The organism is Flavobacterium sp. W22_SRS_FP1 (assembly GCF_052113685.1).
Taxonomy (GTDB): domain Bacteria; phylum Bacteroidota; class Bacteroidia; order Flavobacteriales; family Flavobacteriaceae; genus Flavobacterium.
The window spans coordinates 27,939-50,527 of the sequence record NZ_JBGQOE010000025.1 but is presented as its reverse complement, the minus strand read 5'-3'; the positions used below and the strand labels follow the sequence as shown (position 1 = coordinate 50,527).

At 38.1% G+C, this 22,589-nt stretch carries 10 protein-coding genes and 2 pseudogenes; 6 read left to right on the top strand and 6 right to left on the bottom strand.

The features are described 5' to 3' along the window. The 3 genes and pseudogenes from ACEN2H_RS12760 to ACEN2H_RS12750 form a co-directional block, all read left to right on the top strand. Nucleotides 1-7,733: pseudogene (locus tag ACEN2H_RS12760) on the top strand (hypothetical protein); the annotation flags it as partial. A 1-nt stretch (nt 7,734) separates the two neighbouring features. Beyond that, the gene (locus ACEN2H_RS12755; protein WP_441732949.1) at nt 7,735-8,442 is read left to right on the top strand and encodes an FISUMP domain-containing protein; all 708 of its coding nucleotides are present in this window, start codon (nt 7,735-7,737) and stop codon (nt 8,440-8,442) included. Between the two features lie 248 nt (nt 8,443-8,690). Next, nucleotides 8,691-8,957 (top strand): hypothetical protein, encoded by a 267-nt coding sequence (locus ACEN2H_RS12750; protein WP_441732947.1) that lies wholly within the window; start codon nt 8,691-8,693, stop codon nt 8,955-8,957. 154 nt (nt 8,958-9,111) lie between these two features. Here the strand turns inward: ACEN2H_RS12750 and ACEN2H_RS12745 are convergent. After that, nucleotides 9,112-9,234 (bottom strand): annotated as a pseudogene (locus tag ACEN2H_RS12745) (ATP-binding protein); the annotation flags it as partial. 14 nt (nt 9,235-9,248) lie between these two features. Here ACEN2H_RS12745 and ACEN2H_RS12740 point away from each other — a divergent pair. Then, complete coding sequence (locus ACEN2H_RS12740) at nt 9,249-9,698, top strand: peroxiredoxin family protein (RefSeq protein WP_441732945.1); 450 nt, start codon at nt 9,249-9,251, stop codon at nt 9,696-9,698. 382 nt (nt 9,699-10,080) lie between these two features. Here the strand turns inward: ACEN2H_RS12740 and ACEN2H_RS12735 are convergent, their stop codons facing one another. After that, complete coding sequence (locus tag ACEN2H_RS12735) at nt 10,081-10,857, bottom strand: methyltransferase domain-containing protein (RefSeq protein ID WP_441732944.1); 777 nt, start codon at nt 10,855-10,857, stop codon at nt 10,081-10,083. Nucleotides 10,858-11,062: 205 nt separating this feature from the next. On the opposite strand from ACEN2H_RS12735, the gene pafA reads away from it, so the two are divergent. After that, entirely contained in the window at nt 11,063-12,676 is a 1,614-nt protein-coding gene (pafA, locus tag ACEN2H_RS12730) for an alkaline phosphatase PafA (protein ID WP_441732942.1), read from the top strand. A gap of 71 nt (nt 12,677-12,747) precedes the next feature. On the opposite strand, the gene lysA is transcribed toward pafA, so the two are convergent. The 3 genes from lysA to gltB all read right to left on the bottom strand — a co-directional run bounded on the left by lysA (nt 12,748) and on the right by gltB (nt 20,232). Beyond that, on the bottom strand, nt 12,748-13,965 hold the full coding sequence (gene lysA / locus ACEN2H_RS12725; RefSeq protein WP_441732940.1) for a diaminopimelate decarboxylase: 1,218 nt from the start codon (nt 13,963-13,965) through the stop codon (nt 12,748-12,750). Nucleotides 13,966-14,260: 295 nt separating this feature from the next. Further along, nucleotides 14,261-15,715, bottom strand: a complete 1,455-nt coding sequence (locus tag ACEN2H_RS12720) for a glutamate synthase subunit beta (RefSeq protein ID WP_441732938.1) — start codon at nt 15,713-15,715, stop codon at nt 14,261-14,263. Nucleotides 15,716-15,717: 2 nt separating this feature from the next. Next, nucleotides 15,718-20,232, bottom strand: a complete 4,515-nt coding sequence (gene gltB / locus ACEN2H_RS12715) for a glutamate synthase large subunit (protein ID WP_441732936.1) — start codon at nt 20,230-20,232, stop codon at nt 15,718-15,720. A 415-nt stretch (nt 20,233-20,647) separates the two neighbouring features. Here gltB and sucC point away from each other — a divergent pair, with 415 nt between their 5' ends. Then, on the top strand, nt 20,648-21,841 hold the full coding sequence (gene sucC, locus ACEN2H_RS12710; RefSeq protein ID WP_441732934.1) for an ADP-forming succinate--CoA ligase subunit beta: 1,194 nt from the start codon (nt 20,648-20,650) through the stop codon (nt 21,839-21,841). 91 nt (nt 21,842-21,932) lie between these two features. Here sucC and ACEN2H_RS12705 read toward each other — a convergent pair whose 3' ends face one another. Continuing rightward, entirely contained in the window at nt 21,933-22,589 is a 657-nt protein-coding gene (locus ACEN2H_RS12705) for an NAD(P)H-binding protein (RefSeq protein ID WP_441732932.1), read from the bottom strand.

The following is a 22,589-nucleotide window of genomic DNA, read 5'->3' as shown; positions in this document are numbered from 1 at the left end:
GAGATACCGGAGCAACTGGAGCGCAAGGAGATAAAGGAGATCAAGGAATACAAGGTTTAGCAGGAGCCACTGGAGCACAAGGTGATAAAGGAGAGCAAGGAATCCAAGGTTTCCCTGGAGCTGCTTCAACAGTAGCTGGACCTCAAGGCATACAAGGTGAAATTGGTGTAACAGGTCCACAAGGTGTTCAGGGATTAAAAGGAGAAACCGGAGCAACTGGAGCACAAGGTCCAATTGGTTCTCCAGGAATAACTTCGCAACAGGCAACTGACATTAACACAAATAATGCAAAAGTTGGAATCACTACGCAACAGGCAAGCGACATTATCGCAAACAATGCCAAGGTTGGAATCACAATAGCACAGTCTGATGCCATTACTGCTAATACAGCAAAAACAGGAATCACTGCTGAACAGGCCAGTGAGATTTCAGTCAATACTTCCAAGGTCGGTTTCACGGATGCCTTGGTATCTGCGAATGCAGATGTTTTAGCCAATAAAGCCAAGGTTGGCATCACAACAGCGCAGTCTGATGCCATTACAGCCAATACATTAAAAACAGGAATCACAACCGCACAGGTCAATGAGATTTCGGCCAATACTGCTAAGATTGGTTTTACAGATGCCTCGGTATCTGCGAATGCAGATGTTTTAGCCAATAAAGCTAAAGTTGGTATCGCAACAGCACAGTCTAATGCCATTACAGCCAATACTTCCAAGGTCGGTTTTACGGATGCATTGGTATCTTTGAATTCAGATGTTGTAGCCAATAAAGCCAAAGTTGGAATCACACCAGCACAAGCAACTGCTATTGCAACCAACGCAGGTGCTATTACAACTTTAGAAGGGGAACAAACCGCGCAAAATACCGCCATCGCATTAAATACGGCAAAAGTATCATACCCTGGTGATCAGAATATATCAGGTATTGCAACCAATAACAGCGCTATTTCAACATTGCAAGGGGAACAAACCACGCAAAATTCTGCTATTGCTTTAAATACAGCTAAGAAGGGAATTACATCTCAACAAGCTTCAGACATTACTGCCAATACAGTAAAAACAGGAATCACAATAGCACAGTCTGATGCCATTACTGCTAATACAGCAAAAACAGGAATCACTGCTGAACAGGCCAGTGAGATTTCAGTCAATACTTCCAAGGTCGGTTTTACGCATGCCTTGGTATCTGCCAATTCAGATGTTGTAGCCAATAAAGCCAAAGTTGGCATCACGCCAGCGCAAGCAACTGCTATTACAACCAACGTAGGTGATATTTCAACATTGCAAAGGGAACAAACTACGCAAAATACTGCCATAGCATTAAATACGGCAAAAGTATCATACCCTGGTGATCAGGATATTTCAGGAATTGCAACCAATAACAGCGCTATTTCAACATTGCAAGGCGAGCAAATAACGCAAAATTCTGCTATTGCTTTAAACGGGGCAATCACAACAGTACAAGCAACTAATATTGAAACCAACAAAGATGCTATTTCAACATTGCAAGGGGAACAAACTACGCAAAACACCGCCATAGCATTAAATACGGCAAAAGTTGGAATCACAACAACGCAGTCTAATGCCATTACTGCAAATACAGTAAATATTGCTACTAATGCAACTGCAATAGCTGCTATAAAACCGACAGCTTCAGGAACAACTGGTCAAGTGCTAACGATGAATACTGATGCTAACCCCATCCCAATATGGGCAGATCCTTCAGCAACTGGCTCAGGCTTACCTGATACTTCGGGTAAGTCTATAGGTGATGTATTAATGGTAGCTGACGGAACAGTAGAATGGACTGCACCGCCAGTTGCTTCTCCGACAACTTCGGGATTTTTATCGAGTACTGACTATACTTTATTTGGGAGTTCTTTAACAACTATTTCTAATAGACTGAATGATTTTATTCCTTATGGAGGTGCAGTATATTCTGTAGATTTGGGCGCTCATGATTTAAGAGTACAAGGGCTTACAATTGGTTTAGGAAACAATGGTATTGCTACAAATACAGCATTTGGGGACGCAGCATTGATAAATAATAACGCTGGTTTTAATAACACTGCGGTAGGTAATAATGCATTATTAAATAATATTGATGGATCTAGGAATGTGGCAGTAGGTTTTCAGACAGGTAAAAATGTTACATCTGGAAGTGGTAATACCATAATAGGTACAGGTTCGGGTTCGGGAATCACTACTGGCGGATCTAATGTTGTTATTGGTTCTTTTGCCGCTGAAACTTTTAACGGAGATAATAATACTATCATTGGTGTAAATGCAATTCTTGGAACTCAAGATTTATCCAACAGCACCGCGATAGGTTATCAAGCAAGTGTAGGAACAAGTAATACCATTCAATTAGGGAATACATCTGTTACCAATGTAAATACCTCTGGAGCTATCACTGGAACATCTTTTATAAAATCAGGTGGCATTGGTACACAATTTTTAAAAGCCGATGGAACTGTTGATATAAATGAATACTTAACCACAACAGGTACAGCAGCTTCTGCTACGAATTTAGCTGGTGGTTTAGGAGGTCAAATTCCCTATCAATCAGCTGCCGGAACAACTGCTTTACTAAGCAATGGGAATGTGGGACAAGTGCTTCAAAGTAATGGAACCACTGCTGCTCCAAGTTGGGCAGATCTTTCAGCCTCTGGTGGCCTAGTTAGCGTAACTGAAAACTCAAAGACGGGCTACCGAAGAGCCGATGCCAATGCCGCTAATTATGGAGATATTGGCAGTAAAGCGGTAGATATAAGTAGCTCATCAGCTACAAGTACTACAATGGGAGCAACCGGTTCTTCTGCCGTAGCCATGGGAATAAGTACAACTGCAAGTGGTCCTGGATCTACTGCAATGGGGAATGGCACACTAGCAAGTAATATCTATTCTACAGCGATGGGCAGTGGGTCTAAAGCTACCGGAAATACCGCTGTAGCAATGGGGAATTCTACAGAAGCATCAGGGCAGTATACTACAGCAATGGGATATGGCACAAAAGCATCTGGAACTGCTTCAACAGCAATGGGGATGGTTACAAGCGCAAGTGATTATGGTTCTTTGGTAATAGGAGCATATAATGAAGGTGGAAATACAGAATCTGCAAACGGAAGTGCCACAGCCTTTGATCGCGATAACACAGCTTTTGTAATTGGAAATGGAAATTCTTTTGGCCGATCTGACGCTTTTAAAGTTCTATTTAATGGAAATACTACGATAGCAGCGGATTTAAATGTTAATGGTCCTGTTATCGCCGATATCTTCGTAGGAAGTGGGTCTGGTTTAACAGGAACAGCCACTGCACTCAACATCGGTGGAAATGCCTTAACAGCCACTAAATTGGCTACTCCAAGAAACATCAACGGGATCGCATTTGACGGGACTGCCAACATCACCATTCCTTCAGCAGCAGATGCATCAGCCTTAACAGGCACCACATTAGCCAGTACTGTCACTGGATCTAGCCTAACCAGTGTGGGTACCTTAGGGAGCTTAACTGTAACCAGTCCAATCATAGCAAGTGTTACTGGAAATGCAGCCACCGTCACCACCAATGCCAACCTAACAGGAGACGTTACTTCAGTAGGAAATGCAACCACATTATCCAACGCAGCAGTAATTGGCCAAGTACTTACCGGGTATACTGCATGGGCAGGACATTCACTAGAAACCATCACAGCCACAGATAATATCTTAGAAGCGATCCAAAAGATAGATGGTAATTTTACTGGTCTTTCATCAGGAATATCAAGTCTGCGGCCTGGTCATATTTTTGTAGGAAGTTTGAATGGGACAGGAACTGAAGCGGTACTTCTGCAAGGAGATGCTACAGTCGGTACTAATGGTGTAGTCATAACTAACGATGCCATTACCTCATCAAAAATCTTAGATGGAACTGTTCTAAATGCCGACATCTCGGCTTCAGCTGCCATAGCACAGTCCAAGATCAGTGGTTTAACAACAGATCTCGCATCAAAAGCATTAATAGAATCTCCATCATTTACAGGAATCCCGCTAGCTCCTACAGCTACCGCAGGAATAAGCACCGAGCAAATCGCCACTACCAAGTTTGTCACTACTGCAATTGCAGGTGTTAACGCAGCAGGAGGACTAGTAAGCGTTACCGAAGGTGCTAATACGGGCTACAGAAGAGCCGATGCCATTGCCGATAATTATGGAAATATTGGGTTGAGTGCCGTGGATTTGAGTAATAGTCCTTCCGCCAGTACCACTATGGGAGCTACTGGAGAAAATTCCATTGCAATGGGAGAAAGTACAACTGCATCAGCACCTGTTTCTGTAGCGATGGGTTATTCTACAATCGCTAGCGATTATGGTTCTGTAGTTTTAGGTCAGTATAATAATAAAGGAAGTGTTGCAACAAGTGCCACTACTTTTTCTGCTACCGCCCCTGCCCTTGTTATTGGTAATGGTGCAGGTTCAAGTGCAAAAAGCGATGCTTTTGTGGTGGATTTCTCTGGTAATATAACCGCTAGCGGGAGTATGGATTTAAATGGAGCCGCTGCAACCTTAAATTCAATTTTAGCGGATGATCCATCCAATGTTACTGGTGCAACCCTACTTGTTCAAGCAGAACCTTCCAATAATATAGCTTTACAAATATTTGGCAATAATAGTGCTGACTACTACTCAGGCGGGAAAATTGTATTTGGAGATTATAGTCCAGGCAATTTTGGGGTGGCAATTAGTGAAGTCATCGACAATGAATTAGCCATTAGAGCTGACTATGTATCTTTTGAATCGGAAGATTTGTCACAAACAGGTGTTTATGTAGATGGACGAATTTGGGTACAAAGAGGAGGAATAACAGTAAAAGAAGGACATTTAGACTTAAGGACTGGTTCATATTTTGGTGATGGATCTATGTTAGAAAATTTAAGCATGGCAAATACCACTGGGCTTCAAGATAGTTTAAATGCTAAAGCACCAAAAAATAACCCAACATTTCTAGGTGCTGTAACTGCTGATTCGTTTATAGGTGATGCGGCTGGGTTAACGGGTTTGAGTTTTACTACTAATGCCGGTGTAACAAGTAATGGAAGTGGGATTATTGCAAGCGATGACTTTGTTTTTGGCAGTACAAAATTGGATGACATCAGTGGTGTAACAGCAGATAATTCTCGTTTTTTCTTTGATAAATCAAAAGGTGCATTTAGAGCTGGTGCTGTTAGTTCTTCAGAATGGAATTCTGAGAATGTAGGTGACTACTCCGTAGGAATGGGTTACAATTCGGAACCAACTGGTAAAGGTGCTGTGGCGATGGGTGCTTACGCGATTGCAAGTGGTATAGGTGCTGTGGCGATGGGTGCTGAAGAAGATGAAGTTGGAGCCACTACTGGACCTAATTCCAAAGGTAGGGGCAGTGTGGCTATGGGAATTGCAACCACCGCTTCAGCAATGGGATCTGTAGCATTGGGCGTGAATACACTTGCTAATGCGAGCTCTTCTTTTGCCTTTGGCTTAGAGACTGCAGCTCTTGGTGCTAATTCTGTAGCAGGAGGTTCATATGCGCGAGCTGAACAAGGGGAGAGTGTTGCTATTGGAAGCTATATTACGGCAAATACTTTTGGCGAAGTAGTTTTAGGGCGTTACAATGCACCAGCTTCAAGAAGAGGAAGTTGGGATAGTACTGATCCTCTATTTACCATCGGTAATGGTACTTCATCATTAACTAGCAATGCTTTTCAAATACTTAAAAATGGCAATGCAACTTTAAAAGGCACTTTAACGGCTACTAAATTCGTGGGTGATGGATCAGGGTTAACAGGTGTAACCGCTTCGTCTACTATTACAGACGGATCTATAACATCAGCACACATCGCCGATGCAACACTTGTTGATGCAGATATTTCACCTTCAGCTGCCATTGCACAGTCCAAGATCAGTGGGTTAGCATCTTCATTAGCAGGAAAGCAAAATACAATTACCGATGGCGGATTGACTATTGCAAAAACCAGTGGGCTTCAAGCAGCTTTAGATGGAAAACAAAATACAATTACCGATGGCGGATTGACTATTGCAAAGACCACTGGTTTACAAACAGCTTTAGATGGGAAAGCAGCTTATATCATTCCAGGAACTGCCGGAAATGTATTGACATCAGATGGCACTGATTGGGTATCCCAAGCATCGGCGGGCAGTACAATAACGGTTGGTTCAATCGGGGGAAGTTCTAATGCCAATGGAGCAACAATTGATACTTCGGGAGTATTAAATTTAACCCCAGCTGATGCTACCAATGGTGGTGTTGTAACTACAGGGAATCAAACCTTTGCTGGAGCTAAAACTTTTAGTTCAGATTTAGCGGTCAATGGATTAAAAATAGGAAGGGGGAATGGTAATTTACTTAATAATACAGTATTGGGGAATAATGCTCTAGTAAGTAACACTACGGGTAAAAATAATGATGCTATTGGATATAGAGCACTAAGGCTAAACAAGACTGGGAGCGATAATGACGCGATTGGATATCTTGCACTTTCTACTAATGTTGGGGGTTCTTCCAATGTAGCGATTGGGGCTAATACACTTCTTGCTAATGTTTCGGGTTCTTATAATTTAGCGATTGGAGCCCAAGCCCTAAAAAGCAATACTAATTCTGATAATATTGCCATTGGTGCATGGGCACTTGCAAATAACACCACTGGCGGATCTAATACTGCCATTGGTTCGTTTGCACTTATATCTAACGGTGCTGGTGATGGTAATATCGCGATTGGGGGTAACGTAGGTGGATTGAACACGAGTGGTTCTAAAAATACTGCGATTGGGGAAAGTGCATTTCAGATAAACACAACTGGTTCTTATAATACTGTGATTGGTTACAATGCAGATATCTCTACAGATGGTTTAGAGAATGCCACAGCAATAGGAGCAAACGCTAAAGTTTCTGCTAGTCATACCATTCAATTAGGCTCCGATGGTACGACTGGAACGGCTATTGCGAATGTAAAAACCAGCGGTACGCTAACTGCAGGAACAGTAACTTATCCTAACATACATAATTCAATTGCAGGAGAAGTATTAACTACTAATGCCGCTGGTGTGGCAAGTTGGGCTGCCCCTTCTTCAAGTATCGCTGCTGGTGACATTACTTCTACTCTTATTCTGGATGGTACCATAACAGATGAAGATATTGGAACTAGTGAAATTTCTTCCATACATATTCTTAATGGCACCATTATAGATGAAGATATTGCAGATGGCGCTGCCATTGATCAATCTAAAATTGCTGGATTAACAACTTCCTTAAATGCAAAACAAAATACAATTAACGATGGCGGATTGACTATTTCCAAAACTAGTGGACTACAAACAGCTTTAGATGGGAAAGCAGCTTTGGCATCATCACCAACCTTTACTGGTACTGTAAAAGCAACCCGCTTTGAACTTCCTGAACCTGATTCCCATTTTGCTGTTTCTAATACAACCCTAGATTTAAGTTCTGGCAATCTGTTAGCAGTGGCTCTTGAAAATAACATAGAGATCCTGAATATAATTAATGCGGTAGTTGGTACCTACCTGATCAAATTTGTTCAAAGTAGTTCAGGCAATTATACTGTCTCTTTTCCAACAGCTTGGAAATGGTCTGGAGGTACCGTACCTACAGTAACTGCAACAGCTCGTAAAACAGACATTGTTACCCTAATTTATGATGGTCGTACTTTTTATGCGGCCATATCTCAAAATTTTTAATATGAAAAAGTTACTACTGCTACTTCTGTTTTTTACGGGTTATGCAAATGCTCAGGTAATGCCTTTTGGGATGATGAATCCTGCCCCTACCGTAGTTAGGGGTCCAGTTTATGTGCCCAAACAAATTACTTCTGGTTTAACCGCTGTTTGGGAATCTAAAAATTTGGATGTAAGTACATATAAAGATGGGACTCTTATTACTCAAATAACAAATAGTTCGGATTGGGCTTCACGCAACTCTAATTATGGCGCTTGGGCTTATAGTGGCTTTACACAAACTGACGATGCTGGTCTTGGCAAATTCTATGATTTTTATGCCGTTTCAAATACATCTCACGGTGGCCTTGCACCTGAGGGCTGGCGCATAGCAACAAAAGGAGATTTTGAAACATTAATAAGGGAGTTAAACGGAGGAAGTTTGACTAATACTTCTACTTCAACCTATGCTAATAAATTGAAGATTATAGGAAATAATTGGTACGAAAACGAGAGTACAGATGATTATAATTTTTCTGCTTTAAATACAAGCGGGATAAGAGTTGATGCTACTTATCTAGGTAGCCAAGCATTTTGGTGGACAAGTACGTTGACAGGTTCAACCCTATACTATGTCAAAACAAATTATAATTCTAGTCAGGGGCAAAGTTTAAGCATTGGTAATAATTATGATAAAAAACATGGTTTGGGGGTAAGGATTGTAAGGGAATAATAGTAAACAAAAGTGATTAAATAGTGCAAATTAAATCGTACTAAAATATGCTGAAAGTAGTATTGCTTTCTAGAGAGAGATAAGAAAAACAGTAAAATGCTCTTGGCTTATTCTTTAGAGTAATTTGAGTTGAAAATTTCAATTTAATATGTACCACTATATTATTGTGGTACATGTTTGTAGTCTTGTTTGCGTTTTTACTCGCAATACGTTTTTAGATTTGTATCAATTCCATCAAGAATTATAATATGATTATTTTAGAAGAGCAGTTAGTAAATTCAGATACCATTATTGAGAATTATCATTCTTTGGATGTGCAAGAAAATCAAGGAACGACAAATTTGAACCTATGCATTATCCATTCTGAGAATGCTCGCCCTGTTGCCAATGCGCTAATTAGCGTTGATACCATCGGGAAAACTGCCTTAAGCTGTTGTGAAGGGGAAGTATGCTTGACTGAACTCAAGTCAGTCCACTCTGGCTCGTCTGCAACGAGTACCTACTTACTTTTATAAACGGAGTAAAGCGTTTTAAACGTGGCTTACAGAGTTACAAAAAATAGAAAATGAATTTTTATTTGTAGAATCCGATGATCTTGACCACCAATCCGGTCATCCTGACCACCCTTCCAATAAGGGGTTTCAGTTACCGTTTTAGTGGCGTTAAAAGTTATTGTTTTTTTCTCATTGTTTCACCTTTCAACTCTATTCTGTGTGCGGTATGGACCAGTCTGTCAAGAATGGCATCTGCGATTGTGCTGTCTCCAATTGTCTCGAACCACTTGGTAACGGGAAAGTTACCGAGTGATGAAGAAAGGGAATATTGCCCCTGACACTTTGTTCGATAAGGAGATGCTGGCTCTGGGGTATGCGGGGGGCGATCTTCCCAAAAAGCTTTCGGAGCTGAAGAGTAAATACAGCCTGCTGGTATTTGGTGCGAGCTGGTGCCCGAAATGTACCGAAGAGCTAACCAAAATTATCAAATACTATTCAAAATGGAAAGCACAAGGCGTTGAAGTAGTATTTGTATCGCTCGATGAAAACAAAGATTTGTTTGAGAGTTTTGCATCCATACTTCCTTTTATCTCTATTTGTGATTATCAGAAATGGGAAAGTCCTATCGTAAAAGATTATTATGTGTTCGGCACCCCAACCATGTATCTACTAAACGACAAAAGAGAAATACTTTTTCGTCCCAATTCAGTTCAACAAATGGACAGTTGGGCAGATTGGAATTTGGTGCAGAGGAAAAAATAAAGGTAGCTTGTTAATTTACAATACTACTGCGATAGTGCTTGAATACAAAAACCACATCAGGCGGTAAGTCTTATGAAGACAATCGAAAGAGTACAAACACCGACGATATAGGGAAGTCACCAATAATCTTATAAACAGGTCTTTTCATAAATGCAATTGGCTTACATTAAGCTAATTTCTTATGCTTAAAAATCTTCCTATTCGGGACATTCCTTTTTGTATGCCCCCGCTAGTAAGCCCTCTAGCCTTTGAACTTATTGCTGCTCGCACCACCTGTAACATTCTGCTCAGCAAACGATACACTATGTCTTTTAATTGAAGTGGGTACTTGATGCAATCGAGCATCGGAGTGCTTATAACCAGAGGCGGTAATACGTACATCCTATTTCTGGATTCTAACTTGCATCGCATAATTATAAGTATCAAGTGCTGTAAAGCTTATTTTTTCGGGTGTTACAAAATGTAAATAAGCTTGTATTTTTTCTTTGTTAAATCGCTGCGACCAGAAACCTTCTTTTGTAGCCGTAAAGCTATCTTCATTAGTAGTTATGACGGTCATACCCATTTTTTTATAGGAATGTTCTTGTTTTAACCTTGTTGCATCATTGTCAAGATAACAGGCTCCAATTACGATTTCTCCTCCTGGATTTAATAGGGCATATAGATTTGAAAATATAGTTTCAAACTGTTCATTTCTGTATAAATCAAGGCGATTTCCGGATGAATGATAGCTGTCAAAAGAGAAATTAATAGGATAAAAATTCCCTGCCGTAAACCAGGTAATGAGTATTAAATCATATTTTTGCTTCCATGTATCTAAATGGATGGCGTCTACTAAATATACCTTTACTTTATCATCAATTTCTAATTCTTGTGCTGTTTGCCTTGACAGTTCTACACAAGCTTCGGCATTATCAGTGCCATCATAAGAACCAACCATATCCCAGATTTCGTTGATGCCACTAAGATGTTTAGCTATTCTCGCATTTCCAATACCGATATCTAGGATCTTTAAAGGGGCTTTGTTTTTTTGATACAAGTCTGCAATACACTTTTTAAGCTCGACAAATTCGGCCCATTGTGCTTGAATTAATTCTTCGGACAAATAATTTTTATCCCAAGATCTTTCAAAAATAGCTTCGTTGTTGTACATTCCCATTGCTATACTATTTATACCGTTTATTTAAACTAGAAATTCGTTTTAAAAGTAACAAATTTTTCATTAGTTGCTATTTATTAAAGGCTTATTCTCGTTTTGCTAAAGGGAAGCAGTGTTAGCTTAAAGTTAATTTTATTCAAAGCCTATCGATAGGACAGTTTTTTCGAATTCAAAGATGTATTTTTGTTGCAATAAAATTTTTATTATGAAAAAAATATTTTTGTTTTTGTCGCTTATCATTTTATCAAACTTACAAGCACAAGAACGACCTAAATTGGTCGTTGGTATTGTGGTGGATCAAATGAAAATGGAGTACCTATATCGTTTTTCGGATGATTTTTCGGCTAATGGTTTCAAAAGATTAATGGGTAATGGCTACACTTTTCAGAATATGCATTTTAATTATATGCCTACGTATACGGCTCCAGGTCATGCTTCTATTTATACAGGAACGACTCCCGCTAATCATGGAATTGTGAGCAATGAGTGGTTTAGCAGAAAGTTAGGTGCTGAGATGTATTGTACTGATGATGCTAGTGTAAGCACTGTAGGAGATGGAACTGAGGAGGAAGGTAAAATGTCTCCGAGAAATCTATTAACCACTACGATTACGGATGAGTTGAGAATGGGTACGAATTTTAAAGGGAAAGTTATTGGTTTAAGTCTTAAAGATCGCGGTGCCATTTTGCCTGCAGGTCATTTTGCCAATTGGGCCTTTTGGTACAGTAAGACGGGTTCTTTTATTTCCAGTACTTTTTATGGCGAGAAATTGCCAGACTGGGTTCAGAAATTTAATGACGAAAAGCATTATATGCCGTATATCAATAAAGGATGGGATTTATTCAAACCTGAAAGTACTTATAATGAAAGCCTAGAAGATAACAATCCGTATGAAGGGAAGTTATACAATAGTACTGCGCCCGTTTTTCCTTATGATTTAAAGGATATGTATGCAAAGAATGATGCGGGTGTATTGCGCGCCACTCCGTTTGGAAACAATTTACTAGCAGAGTTTGCTATGAAAGCTATCGAAAAAGAAGAATTAGGTAAAGATGATATAACAGATTTCCTTACGGTTAGTTTTTCTTCTACTGATTATGTAGGTCATATTCTAGGGCCAAGATCAATGGAGCTGCAAGATACCTACTTGAGATTAGATCAAACAATTGCTGAGTTTTTGAATTATTTAGATAAAACTGTTGGAAAAGATAATTACTTATTGTTTTTGACTGCAGATCATGCAGGTGCAGAAAATGTAAATTATTTAAAGGATCATAAGTATAATGTAAAAAGTATAAGTCCTACAGCGATAAGAAATAATTTGAAGGAATTCTCCGTAAAAACTTTTGGATCGGACTTAGTATTAAACTACTCTAGTTTTAATTTGTATTTTAATAAGGATGTGATTAAAGCAAACAATCTTGATTTGAATGTGGTAAAAGAGGCCTTTAAAGGGTATTTAATGACGCAGGATTACGTAAAAAGAGTATATACTGAAGAAGAAATTTTGAACTCTACGGGTAGCGATTATTTTTTAGATTTTATCGCTAATGGCTATGATGTAACTCAAAATGGAGATTTAGTAATCTTAGATAAACCTGGTTACATTGAATATCAGGGTACGGGTACTTCTCATGGAACGATTTATTCCTACGACACCCACGTTCCTGCTATTTTTTACGGATGGCATATTAAAAAAGGGGAATCATTTAATAAAAAAGTGATTACTCAACTAGCACCAACAATTGCTCAGAAGATAAAAATTTCATTTCCTAACGGAACAGAGGCTAATGTTCTGGAGGAAGTTTTAAGAGAATAATTTAGTTTATGGTCGTAAAAAAAAAGCTGTGTTTTTTTTGAAAACACAGCTTTTTTTGGTCATTTATTTTTCTATACAGTAGCTTCTATTGGCAACGGAATTTGGTTTCTTAATAAATCTTCAAAAGTTTCATGAGCTCTGATTAAATGGCCTTGTCCATTCAGCCACAAAACTTCAGCTGGTCTGTATCTCGAGTTATAGTTAGAAGCCATTGAATAGCAATAAGCACCTGCATTTCTAAAACTTAAGATGTCTCCTTCTTTGATTTCAGGGATTCTTCTATTATTGGCAAAAGTGTCTGTTTCGCAAATATATCCGACTACTGAATAGAATCGCTCTTTTCCTTTTGGATTTGATATGTTGTCTATTTGGTGTTGTGAGCCGTATAGCATCGGGCGAATCAGGTGATTAAAACCACTGTCTACACCGGCGAATACAGTTGATGTTGTTTGTTTTATTACATTTACTTTTACTAAAAAGGATCCTGCTTCACTTACAAGAAATTTTCCTGGTTCAAATATTAGCGTCAACTCTTTTCCGTATTCTTTACAGAACGCGTTGAATCGTTTAGATAGTTTTTTACCTAATTCTTCAATATCAGTTTCAATATCGTCTTTTTTGTAAGGGACTTTAAATCCACTTCCAAAATCTAAGAATTCAAGATCTTTAAAGTTTTTGGCAGCATCAAATAATATTTCGGCAGCATATAAAAACACTTCGATATCAAGTATGTCAGAACCTGTGTGCATATGAATACCTACAATGTTCATTTTAGTATTTTCAACAATACGCACTAAATGCGGTAATTGATGAATTGATATACCAAATTTACTATCGATATGTCCCACAGAAATATTAGTGTTTCCACCTGCCATTACGTGTGGGTTGATACGTATGCATACAGGAACATCTGGATGTTTTGCGCCAAATTGCTCTAAAATGGATAGGTTATCGATGTTTATCTGAACTCCCATTGCGTTGACCTCTTCAATTTCTTCTAGAGATACTCCGTTTGGGGTGTAGAATATTTTTTCTGGTGCGTATCCTGCATGAAGTCCTAAGAGTACTTCTTGAATTGAAACCGTATCTAAACCGGATCCCATTTCTCTTAGTAATTGTAGTATAGCTACATTTGACAATGCTTTCATTGCGTAATTGATACGTAAATTGTCAACCTTAGAAAAAGCTTTCGTCAATCTATTGTATTGGGATTTTATTTTTTCGCCATCATAAACATATATTGGACTGCCAAATTGTTCTGTTAACTGAAGTAAGTCTTTAGGTTGCATTGCTGTTAGTTTTTAGCGAATTTATTACTCTTTTATGGAATCGGCAAGGAATTTTTTAATTCTAACAATTTGTAACAAAATGTTGTAAATTAAACAATAAGTGGGTTATTAGCAAAGCTTTGGATGAGGGATAGTAGCGGAAAGCCCACAGTCGCTGAAGCGACAGCGAAAGCGACGCGGACTTGTAGCGGATAGCCCGACTCAGCAGCAACGCCAGTTGATGCTGAGGCAGCCCCAAAAAAAAGCTGCCAGAAATTACTTTTTGACAGCTTTATAACATTATTTTAAATCTTTATTAGAGACTTGGTAAATCGCCATTTCCTTTTGTAGGTAAGTTAGTAGATCCCATCAAATATAAGTCAACTTCCCTTGCGGCCTCACGACCTTCAGAGATTGCCCAAACAATTAGAGATTGTCCTCTGCGCATGTCTCCAGCGGTGAATATGTGAGGTACATTAGTTTTATAATTAGTTGCTTTGTAATTAGTTCGCATGTCTAATTCTAATCCCAATTGACTGCTCAAGGTTTTTTCTGGTCCTGTAAAACCAAGGGCCAATAGGGCTAAATCACAGGGCCAAGTTTTCTCTGATCCTTCTTTCTCTACTAATTCTGGTCTCTGTCCTGGAGTCATTTTCCAAGTCACTTCAACAGTTTTTAGACCGACTAATTCTCCTTTTTCGTTTGAAATGAATTCCTTAGTATTGATCAACCAGTTCCTTTCGCAACCTTCCTCGTGAGATGAAGAAGTTTTTAACTGCAAAGGCCAAAATGGCCAAGGCGTAGTTTCACTTCTTCCAACTGGTGGTTTAGGCATGATTTCAAAATTCGTCACTGATTTTGCTCCCTGTCTGTTTGAAGTTCCCACACAATCAGATCCTGTATCTCCACCACCGATAACAATTACGTCTTTTCCAGTAGCTTTTATTTGGTCAGGAATTACTTCGCCGTATAATGATTTCGTTTGTTGGGTTAAGAAAGTCATTGCTTGAACAACTCCTTTTGTTTCTATTCCTTTTGTAGGTAAGCTTCTGCTTTCTGTTGAGCCACCACATAAAACAATTGAATCAAATTCATTAAGTTGTTCTACACTATAATTTACACCAACATTCACATTAGTTTTGAAAACTATCCCTTCGGCTTCTAATACTAACACACGTCTGTCGATAATTCCTTTTTCTAATTTGAAGTTTGGAATTCCGTAACGCAATAAACCGCCAATAGCATTGTCTCTTTCGAAAACGGTAACGGTGTGTCCGGCTCTGTTTAATTGTTGTGCAGCGGCAAGTCCAGCAGGTCCAGATCCAATCACGGCTACTGTTTTACCTGTTCTTACAGCGGGTATTTGTGGTTTGATCCATCCTTCAGCAAAACCTCTTTCGATTATATTTTTTTCAATATTTTCTATTGCCACTGGTTCTTCTATTATACCAAGAACACATGATTTTTCGCAAGGGGCAGGGCATAAACGACCTGTAAATTCAGGAAAGTTATTTGTCGATTGTAATATCTCCAAAGCGCCTTGCCATTCTTCTTGATGTACCATGTCATTAAAATCAGGAATTAAATTTCCCAATGGACAGGCACTGTGACAAAATGGGATTCCGCAATCCATACATCTCGATCCTTGCTCTTTTATTTTATCTTTTGGTAGCGGAATCGTAAACTCATTATAGTTTGATACACGTTCCTTAACTATTGTGTTGCTTTCGTCCGTTCTATTGTATTCTTTAAATCCACCTATCTTTCCCATGACTATGCTATTAGTTCTTCAATTTTCTGTTCGTCTGCTAATCTTTGTAATGCTATTTTGTAATCTGTCGGCATTACTTTGACAAAATGTTTTTGTTGGTTTTCCCAGTCTTCCAATATTCTTTTGGCTAATGGGCTGTTGGTGTACATAGAATGATTTTTAATTAAACGTCTCAGTTTTATTAAATCTTCGTCTTCTAAAGTTTCCAATGCTACCATTTCCATGTTGCATAAACCGTTCTCGAATTGTTTTTTCTCATCAAAAACATAGGCAATACCGCCGCTCATTCCAGCAGCAAAATTTCTACCTGTTTTTCCAAGTACTACTACTATTCCTCCGGTCATGTACTCACATCCATGGTCTCCAATTCCTTCTACGACTGCCAGTGCTCCAGAATTTCTTACTCCAAAACGTTCACCAGCCATTCCGTTTATGTAGGCTTCACCAGTTATAGCACCATAAAGGGCTACATTTCCTATGATTATGTTCTCTTCTGGTTTGAAGGTAGCAGTAGGTGGAACTTTAATAATTAATTTTCCTCCTGAAAGTCCTTTTCCTAAATAGTCATTACAGTTTCCATGAATTTTAAATGACAATCCGTTTGTTGCAAATGCACCAAAGCTTTGCCCTGCTGAACCCTCAAAGTCAACTAAAATAGTATCATCAGGTAATCCTTGGGCACCATATATTTTTGAGATTTCATTACTCAAAATGGCTCCGACGGAGCGGTCGGTGTTTTTTATTTTAAAATTGATTCTCGTTTTTTCTTTTCTATATATAGAAGGAATTGCTGCCGTTATAATTTCAAAATCAAGTACGTTTTCTAGATCGTGATCTTGGGTTGTTGTATTGTGATTTGGTACTGTTTTGGCTTTTTCTGGTTTATAAAGAATGGTCGATAAATCTAAACCACTTGCTTTATAATGTTTAATAGCCTTGTTGACATTCAGTTTTTGTGACTGTCCAACCATTTCTTTTAACGTTCTAAACCCTAATTGCGCCATGATTTCTCTTAACTCTTCAGCAATGAAATACATAAAATTAATTATGTGCTCTGGTGTTCCTTTGAAGTTTTTTCTTAATTCAGGATCTTGGGTTGCGATGCCAACAGGACAGGTGTTTAGGTGGCAAGCTCTCATCATGATACAGCCAGAAGCAACTAGTGGGGCAGTGGCAAAACCAAATTCTTCTGCACCAAGCAAAGCAGCAATAGCTACATCACGACCTGTTTTTAACTGTCCATCGCATTCTAAGACTACACGACTTCTTAGGTCGTTTAATATCAATGTTTGTTGTGCCTCAGCTAAACCAAGTTCCCAAGGAATACCAGTATGTTGTAAAGAAGTTAATGGCGCAGCACCAGTTCCTCCATCATATCCTGAAATTAAAATTACATCCGCTTTTGCTTTGGCAACACCTGCAGCAATAGTTCCAACACCTACTTCAGCAACTAATTTTACATTCACACGCGCTTCGCGATTGGCATTTTTTAAATCAAAAATCAATTGAGATAGATCTTCAATAGAATAAATATCGTGATGCGGAGGTGGGGAAATTAAACCTACATAAGGTGTTGAGTTTCGCACTTTGGCTATCTGTGGATCTACTTTTGGACCAGGTAATTGCCCACCTTCACCAGGTTTAGCACCTTGGGCCATTTTTATTTGAATCTCTTTAGCACTTGTCAGATAGTCGATAGAGACCCCGAATCTTCCAGAAGCGACTTGTTTGATGGCACTATTTTTAGAATCACCATTTAAGTTCTTTATGAATCGAGATGGATCTTCTCCTCCTTCGCCAGAGTTACTTTTTCCTCCAATTCTGTTCATGGCAATAGCCAAATTTTCGTGGGCTTCTTTACTAATCGAGCCAAGCGACATGGCGCCAGTTTTGAATTTTTTAACGATTTCAGTCCAAGGTTCTACTTCATCAATAGAAATAGGGTCTAGGTTATTGAATTCAAATAAACCTCTGATTGTCATTAGGTTTTTACTCTGGTCATTGACCATCGTGGAGTATTCCTTATAACTCTCTGGGCTGTTTAACCTAACTGCCTGTTGCAATTTTGAAATCGTAGTTGGGTTAAACATATGCTTTTCTCCTGTTCTCCTCCATCGGTATATTCCACCGATTTCTAAAGGTAAAAGACTAGCAATATTAGAGTTAGGAAATGCCTTTTGATATCTTTTTTTAATTTCTTTTTCTACTTCGATTAGTCCAATACCTTCAATTCTTGACGGTGTATATGGGAAATATTTAGATGAAAAACTTTTGTTTAGACCCAATATTTCAAAAATCTGAGCAGCTCTGTACGACTGTAAAGTAGAGATCCCGATTTTGTTCATGATTTTCAGAATCCCTTTTGCAATTGCTTTGTTATAGTTTGTAATCGCATAATCCGCTTTTAAGTCAGTAATAATACCTTTTTCGACTTGGTCGCGTATTATTTCGTTTACCAAATAAGGATTTATGGCACTTGCTCCATAACCAAACAGCGAAGCAAAATGATGCGGTTCACGTGGTTCGGCTGATTCAATAATAATTCCAAATTTTGAACGAACTTGCAACAGGTTTAAGGAATGATGAATGTATGAACATGCCATCAGCATAGGTATCGGAGCCATCTCTGCACTGACACCCCTGTCCGAAAGGATGATAATGTTATGCCCTTCTTCGACTGCTTTGTAAGTAGCCTGAACACATTTCTCCAATGCGCGCTCTAAACCATTTGCTCCTTTTTCTATTTTATATAAAGTAGATATTGTTGCAGATTTGAAATCGGCATGGTTAATGTTTTTTATTTTATCTAAATCCTCTTTTGAAATAACAGGATTTTGGATTTTAAGTTTTTTACAATGTTTTGATTCAATATCAAAAATATTGTAATCGCCGCCAATTGCTAAACTGATATCTGTAATTATTTCTTCACGAATACCATCCAAAGGAGGATTTGTTACCTGAGCAAATAATTGTTTAAAGTAGTTATATAAGAGTTGTGGTTGATCTGATAGTACTGCTAAAGGAGTGTCGTTACCCATAGAGCTAATTACTTCGGCTCCCTTAGAACCCATCGGGTTTATGATAGTCTTTAAATCCTCAATAGTATATCCAAACAAACGCAACCTTGTTTCAAAATCTAAATTTTCTGTAGGTGTGTTGTTATTTGTATACGGTACCTTAGCCAGTGGCAGTAGGTTTTCGTTAAGCCATTTTCTGTAAGGACGTTTGGTTACGATTGCATTTTTTATTTCGTCATCTTCGATGATGCGACCTTCGTTCATGTCGACTAGGAACATTTTACCGGGCTCTAATCTACCATGTTGTACTACATCTTCTGGTTTGATGTCAAGAACACCTATTTCAGAGGCCATAATTACAAAACCACCCTTAGTAAGTGTGTAGCGAGAAGGACGTAATCCGTTTCTATCTAATAAAGCACCGATTACATCACCATCAGTAAATGGAATAGAAGCTGGCCCATCCCAAGGTTCCATGATACAAGAGTTGTATTCGTAAAACGCTTTTTTATCATCAGACATGGTTTGGTGTTTTTCCCAAGCTTCTGGAACGACCATCATCATAGCTTCTGGCAAAGAGCGACCAGTCATTAGTAATAATTCGATAACCATATCCATTGAAGCGGAATCAGATTTTCCTTCTAATATTATAGGGAACATTTTTTTGATGTCATCGCCAAAAACATCACTTTGCATCAGCTCTTCACGAGCGCGCATTCGGCTTACATTACCTCGAAGTGTATTAATCTCTCCATTGTGGCACATATAACGAAATGGTTGTGCTAATTCCCAAGAAGGAAATGTATTTGTTGAAAAACGTTGGTGTACTAGCGCGAGGCGAGTAACTAAATCGTCATCACTTAAGTCTTTATAGTAACCGCTAATGTCTTCTGGCATTAGCAATCCTTTGTATATAATTGTAGTTGTAGATAAACTTGAAAAATAGAACATATGACTTTCCGAAATTTTTGAGTTCCGAATAGCATGTTCTGCTATTTTTCTAGCCGCAAAAAGTTTGGCATTGAATTGTTGTTCAGTTAAATCCAATCCGTTTTTACCAATAAAAATTTGTTTTACCGTAGGTTCTTTTTCGGCTGCAATTTGTCCTAGAAAAGCAATATCAACTGGTACGTCTCTCCAGCCAAGAATGTTCAAATTTTGATCGCGCACTGCACTCTCAAAAGTATCCATGCTAAATTTAACCTGGTTTTTCTTTTTTGGTAAAAAAACCATTCCAACCGCGTATTGTCTTGTTTCTGGAATTTTAAAGTCACATACTTTTTTGAAAAAATCGTGTGGGATATCAAAAAGAATTCCAGCTCCGTCTCCAGTTCTACCGTCTGCACTTACCGCACCGCGATGTTCTAATTTAATCAGGATATCGAGTGCTTTATGAATAATGTCATTAGACTTAATTCCGTTTAAATTACAAATAAATCCCGCACCACAATTGTCGTGTTCAAATTCGGGAGAATAAAGGCCTTGTTCTTTAACTTTCATGCTTAATAGTTTTTTACAAAAATAAGCGATTCATTAAATATAATGAATCGGAAGGGGTAATTATAAATTATTTTTGCAGTAATGGTATAAAAGCGTTGAATAAATAATAATAATAACTGTAAATCACGGTTGGATTGTCAATTTAATAATTAGATGCATTGCTAGATTTAAAAATTAACACGAACAAGATAGTTATACCGCTTCAAGCTCGCATTTTCAAACGATATAGTTATTTTCTCTTTTTAATTATTAGCTAAATTGGAGCGGTAAGCACAAGCTAACTTTACTATAAATTGAAGCGAAATGATTAATCCCTTTTTAAAAGCGGAAAAGATTTCTCTTTTTAGATGAATTTTGCTATTTTTGTGCCACTTATATTCTGAAATAAATTCAGAATCCAGACAAATTCTATATTATGAACATACACGAATATCAAGGAAAACAGATTCTAGCTAGTTATGGAGTTCGCATTCAACGCGGAATTGTAGCTAACAATGCAGTAGAAGCAGTTGCTGCTGCAAAACAATTAACTGCCGAAACAGGAACAAGTTGGTACGTAATTAAAGCGCAAGTTCATGCAGGTGGACGTGGAAAAGGTGGTGGAGTTAAGCTTGCCAAAAGTATTCAACAAGTAGAAGAAATTGCAGAACAGATTATCGGAATGCAATTAGTTACTCCTCAAACTTCTGCTGAAGGTAAAAAAGTACACAAAGTTTTAGTTGCTGAAGATGTTTATTATCCTGGTGAAAGTGAAACTTCTGAGTTTTATGTATCCGTATTATTAAACAGAGCTACAGGACGTAATATGATTATGTACTCTACTGAAGGAGGAATGGATATTGAAGATGTGGCTGAAAACACACCTCATTTAATCTTTACGGAGGAAATTGATCCTTCTGTAGGATTACAAGGTTTTCAAGCAAGAAGAATAGCCTTTAACTTAGGTCTTTCTGGAAACGCTTTCAAAGAAATGGTAAAATTTATCGATGCTTTATACAATGCATATATTGGATCTGATGCATCAATGTTTGAAATCAACCCGGTTTTAAAAACATCTGATAATAAAATTATGGCTGTAGATGCTAAAGTAAATATCGATGATAATGCTTTATACAGACAAAAAGCTTATGCTGACATGCGTGATATCCGCGAGGAGAACCCAATTGAAGTAGAAGCAAAAGAAGTTGGATTAAACTACGTCGACCTTGATGGTACTGTAGGATGTATGGTTAACGGAGCTGGATTAGCGATGGCAACGATGGATTTAATCAAGTATGCTGGTTTTGAGCCGGCAAACTTCCTTGACGTAGGTGGAACTGCTGATGCAAAACGTGTTGAGACTGCTTTCCGTATTATCTTAAAAGATCCAAACGTTAAAGCAATTTTGATTAATATTTTTGGAGGTATTGTTCGTTGTGACCGTGTGGCGCAGGGAGTAGTTGATGCTTACAAGAATATGGGTGATGCTATAAATGTGCCAATCATTGTTCGTTTACAAGGTACTAATGCAGCTATTGCAAAAGAATTAATTGATAATTCAGGAATGCCAATTTTATCTGCTGTTGAATTTCAAGAAGCAGCTGATCAAGTAACGGCAGCACTTTCTTAATTAGAAATAGGTATATATTTATAAATCCTGTTCGCCTCGGTGAACAGGATTTTTTTTGTTGCAATAATAAATAAAGGAAAAACGACTTTTATTAACTTGCTATCTGCTGTATTGTATTGGACTCATATTTTTTGAAACCTTTAATATTTGTCTGTGCAATTTTTAAAAGTGCTTTAGCAACAGTAGTACTTTCAATAGGCTTGTATTTTTTTAACTTTCCAATAAATAGAAACGAGAAAGCCTTCATGAAAAAAGCGCCTATTTTTTCGCCTAATCGAAACTCCGTTCGGTTTCCTAATAGTAGGGAAGGTTGTAATACAGAAACGCTTTCGAAATCAGAATCTTTTAGGAACGCTTCAATTTCTCCTTTTGTTTTCAGGTAAAAATTCCCAGAATTAAGATCTGCTCCTAGTGACGAAACAATCAGAAATTGCTTGACTTTATTTTGAGCGGCAAAAGAAGCAAACTGGCTTGGGTATTCAAAATCAACTTTTCTAAATGCTTCTTTACTTCCTGCTTTTTTGATTGTTGTTCCAATGGTACAAAAGAAATCATCTCCCGCGATAAAGTTTTTATAGGTTTCTGGTTTATCAAAATTGACTATGTGTTGCGTCAACTTTGGATGCTTTATTCCAGTATCTCTTTTTACGAAAGTAATTACTTTATCATAATTGTTACTGTCTAATAAGAGTTCTAATAAATGGGAGCCAATTAAACCAGTACTTCCTATAATTAAAGCTGTTTTCAT